This window comes from Streptomyces sp. 13-12-16 (genome assembly GCF_002114215.1).
In the GTDB taxonomy this organism is placed as follows: domain Bacteria; phylum Actinomycetota; class Actinomycetes; order Streptomycetales; family Streptomycetaceae; genus Streptomyces.
In genome coordinates this window covers 19,162-22,444 of record NZ_NCTE01000831.1, presented here as the reverse complement: position 1 = coordinate 22,444, position 3,283 = coordinate 19,162, and the positions used below count along the sequence as shown (strand labels likewise).

Below are 3,283 nucleotides of genomic sequence, written 5' to 3'. Positions count from 1 at the left end.
CGCGGCAGCGGGCTCGGCGGCGAGTGCGGGGGCCGCGAGGGAGCCGACGACGCCGGTGGTGGTGAGCGCCGCGACGCCCGCCGCGCGGGCGGTGCCGCGCTGCGTCCGGCTGGGACGACGGTGCTTGCCCGGGGCGCGGGTGAACGCCATGTACAGGCTGGTCCTTTCCTTCCCTCTCGCCTACCGGGTTAGCTGACGGGTTCGGAGCAGGAAGGTCTCCTACGGACCCCCTCGCGACACGCGCGGGCGTCCGATTCACCCCAGGGACTGCGGTGGGTCCCCGGCTCCCCTGGCTCGCGCCGTAGGGGGACTCGGCGATGGCTGTCCGGTGCCGCGGGTGCGGCGCACTGCCCGACGAACAGCCCGGACGACGCTAAGCGGGCCGTCTCCCGATCCTCAAACGAATCCCGGGTTTTGTAGCGCATCCCACAGGCCAGACAGGCAACTTCCGCCCCGATTCGGGCATAAGCGGGCCCTGGTGACTTCCGTGTCACCAGGGCCCCACGCGCGCGTGCGTCCTCGCGGCCCGCTACTCGGCCGTCACGACGGTGACTTCACCGATGCCGAGGGCCTCGACGGGCGCCTTGATCTGCGCCGCGTCACCGACGAGGACGGTCACCAGGCGGTCCACCGGGAAGGCGTTCACGACGGCCGCGGTGGCCTCCACGGTGCCGGTCGCGGCCAACTGCCGGTACAGGTCGGCCTGGTAGTGGTCGGGCAGGTGCTGCTCGACCTGGTCGGCCAGGGTGCTCGCGACGGCCGCGGCGGTCTCGTACTTGAGCGGCGCCACGCCCACGAGGTTCTGCACGGCGACGTCGCGCTCGTCGTCGGTGAGCCCCTCCGCGGCGAGCGTGCGCAGCACCGTCCACAGGTCGTCGAGGGCGGGGCCGGTGTTCGGGGTGTCCACGGAGCCGCTGATGGCCAGCATCGCCGCGCCCGTGCCGTCCGGGGCGGACCGCAGGACCTGTCCGAACGCCCGCACGCCGTAGGTGTAGCCCTTCTCCTCGCGCAGCACGCGGTCCAGGCGGGAGGTGAGGGTGCCGCCGAGGCAGTACGTGCCGAGCACCTGCGCGGGCCACACCCGGTCGTGCCGGTCCGCGCCGATACGGCCGATCAGCAACTGCGTCTGGACGGCGCCGGGACGGTCCACGATCACCACGCGCCCGGTGTCGTCGGCGACCACCGGCGGAACGGGCCGCGGCTGCGCCGAGGAGCCGGTCCAGGCGCCCAGCGTGTCGCCGAGCAGCGCGTCCAGGTCGATGCCGGTGAGGTCGCCGACGACCACGGCGGTCGCCGTGGCGGGGCGGACGTGCTTCTCGTAGAAGGCGCGTACGGCCGCGGAGTCGATGCCGGCGACCGTCTCCTCGGTGCCCTGGCGCGGACGCGACATACGGGCACTCGCCGGGAACAGCTCCTTGGAGAGCTCCTTGGCGGCGCGGCGGGAGGGGTTGGCCAGCTCGTGCGGGATCTCGTCGAGGCGGTTGCGGACCAGCCGCTCGACCTCGCTGTCGGCGAACGCGGGCGCCCTGAGCGCGTCGGCGAGCAGCCCGAGCCCCTTGGTGAGCCGGGAGGCCGGGACCTCCAGGCTGAGGCGGACGCCGGGGTGGTCGGCGTGCGCGTCCAGAGTGGCGCCGCAGCGCTCCAGCTCGGCGGCGAACTCCTCGGCGGAGTGCTTGTCGGTGCCCTCGGAGAAGGCCCGCGCCATGATCGTGGCGACACCGTCGAGGCCGGCCGGCTCGGCCTCCAGGGGCGCGTCGAGGAGCACCTCGACGGCGACGACCTGCTGGCCGGGGCGGTGGCAGCGCAGCACGGTCAGTCCGTTGTCGAGCGTGCCGCGCTCGGGGGCCGGGAAGGCCCAGGGCTTGGCGTCGCCCGCCTGCGGCTGCGGGTGGAAGTCCATCGTGGCGAGCTCGGTCACTTCGCCGCCTCCTCGTTCTCGTCGGTGCCGGCGGCTGCGGCGGCTTCCTCGGCGTCCTCGGCTTCCGGGGTGACGGGCTCGTAGACGAGCACCGCGCGGTTGTCGGGGCGCAGGCGGGCCTTGGCGACCTCCTGCACCTCCTCCGCCGTCACCTCCAGGACGCGCTGTACGGCGGTGAGGGCGAGCTGCGGGTCGCCGAACAGGACCGCGTACCGGCACAGTTCGTCGGCGCGGCCGGCGACCGTGCCGAGCCGGTCGAGCCACTCGCGCTCCAGCTGGGCCTGCGCGCGTTCCATCTCCTCCGCCGTGGGGCCCTCCTCGGCGAACCGGGCGAGCTCCTCGTCGATGGCGGCCTCGATGACCGGCACCTCCACGTCGCCGGACGTCTTCACGTCCAGCCAGCCCAGGGAGGGTGCCCCGGCCAGCCGCAGCAGGCCGAAGCCGGCGGCCACCGCCGTACGGTCGCGCCGTACCAGCCGGTTGTAGAGCCGCGAGGACTCGCCGCCGCCGAGGACGGTGAGCGCCAGGTCGACGGCGTCGCACGCGCGCGTGCCGTCCTCCGGCAGGCGGTAGGCGGCCATCAGCGCACGCGCGGGGACCTCCTCCTCGACGATCTCGCGGAGCTGCTCGCCGATGACGTCGGGCAGCGAGCCGTCGCGCGGGGCGGGCTTGCCGTCGTGGCCCGGGATGGAGCCGAAGTACTTCTCGATCCAGGCGAGCGTCCGCTCCGGGTCGATGTCGCCGACGACGGAGAGCACGGCGTTGTTCGGCGCGTAGTACGTGCGGAAGAACTGGCGGGCGTCCTCCAGGGTGGCCGCGTCCAGGTCCGCCATCGAGCCGATGGGCGTGTGGTGGTACGGATGGCCCTCCGGGTAGGCGAGGGCGGTCAGCTTCTCGAAGGCGGTGCCGTAGGGGACGTTGTCGTAGCGCTGGCGGCGCTCGTTCTTGACGACGTCCCGCTGGTTCTCCATGGACTCGTCGTCCAGGGCGGTCAGCAGGGAGCCCATGCGGTCGGCCTCCAGCCAGAGGGCGAGCTCCAGCTGGTGGGCGGGCATGGTCTCGAAGTAGTTGGTGCGCTCGAAGCTGGTGGTGCCGTTGAGGGAGCCGCCGGCGCCCTGGACCAGCTCGAAGTGACCGTTGCCCTTCACCTGGGCGGAGCCCTGGAACATCAGGTGCTCGAAGAGGTGAGCCAGACCCGTACGTCCCTTGACTTCGTGGCGCGAACCCACGTCGTACCAGAGGCACACCGCGGCGACCGGGGTCAGGTGGTCCTCGGAGAGCACCACGCGCAGGCCGTTGGCCAGGCGGTGCTCGGTCGCTGTCAGGCCGCCGGAGCCTGCCTGGGCTGTGGCCGTGTGACCCATG

Annotated in this window: 2 protein-coding genes and 1 riboswitch; both genes read right to left on the bottom strand. The window is 73.2% G+C overall.

Going from position 1 to position 3,283, the window contains the following annotated elements; all coding sequences use genetic code 11:
* Positions 1-162: 162 nt before the first annotated feature.
* Positions 163-327: riboswitch (cyclic di-AMP (ydaO/yuaA leader) on the bottom strand.
* 202 nt (positions 328-529) lie between these two features.
* Positions 530-1,918 carry a pitrilysin family protein gene (locus B7767_RS30105; protein WP_085574914.1) on the bottom strand — a complete coding sequence of 463 codons (1,389 nt, stop codon included), beginning with the start codon at positions 1,916-1,918 and terminating at the stop codon, positions 530-532.
* The gene (locus B7767_RS30100; RefSeq protein ID WP_085574913.1) at positions 1,915-3,282 is read right to left on the bottom strand and encodes a pitrilysin family protein; all 1,368 of its coding nucleotides are present in this window, start codon (positions 3,280-3,282) and stop codon (positions 1,915-1,917) included. Before B7767_RS30100 ends, B7767_RS30105 begins: the two co-directional genes overlap by 4 nt.
* Between the last annotated feature and the right edge of the window lies 1 nt (position 3,283).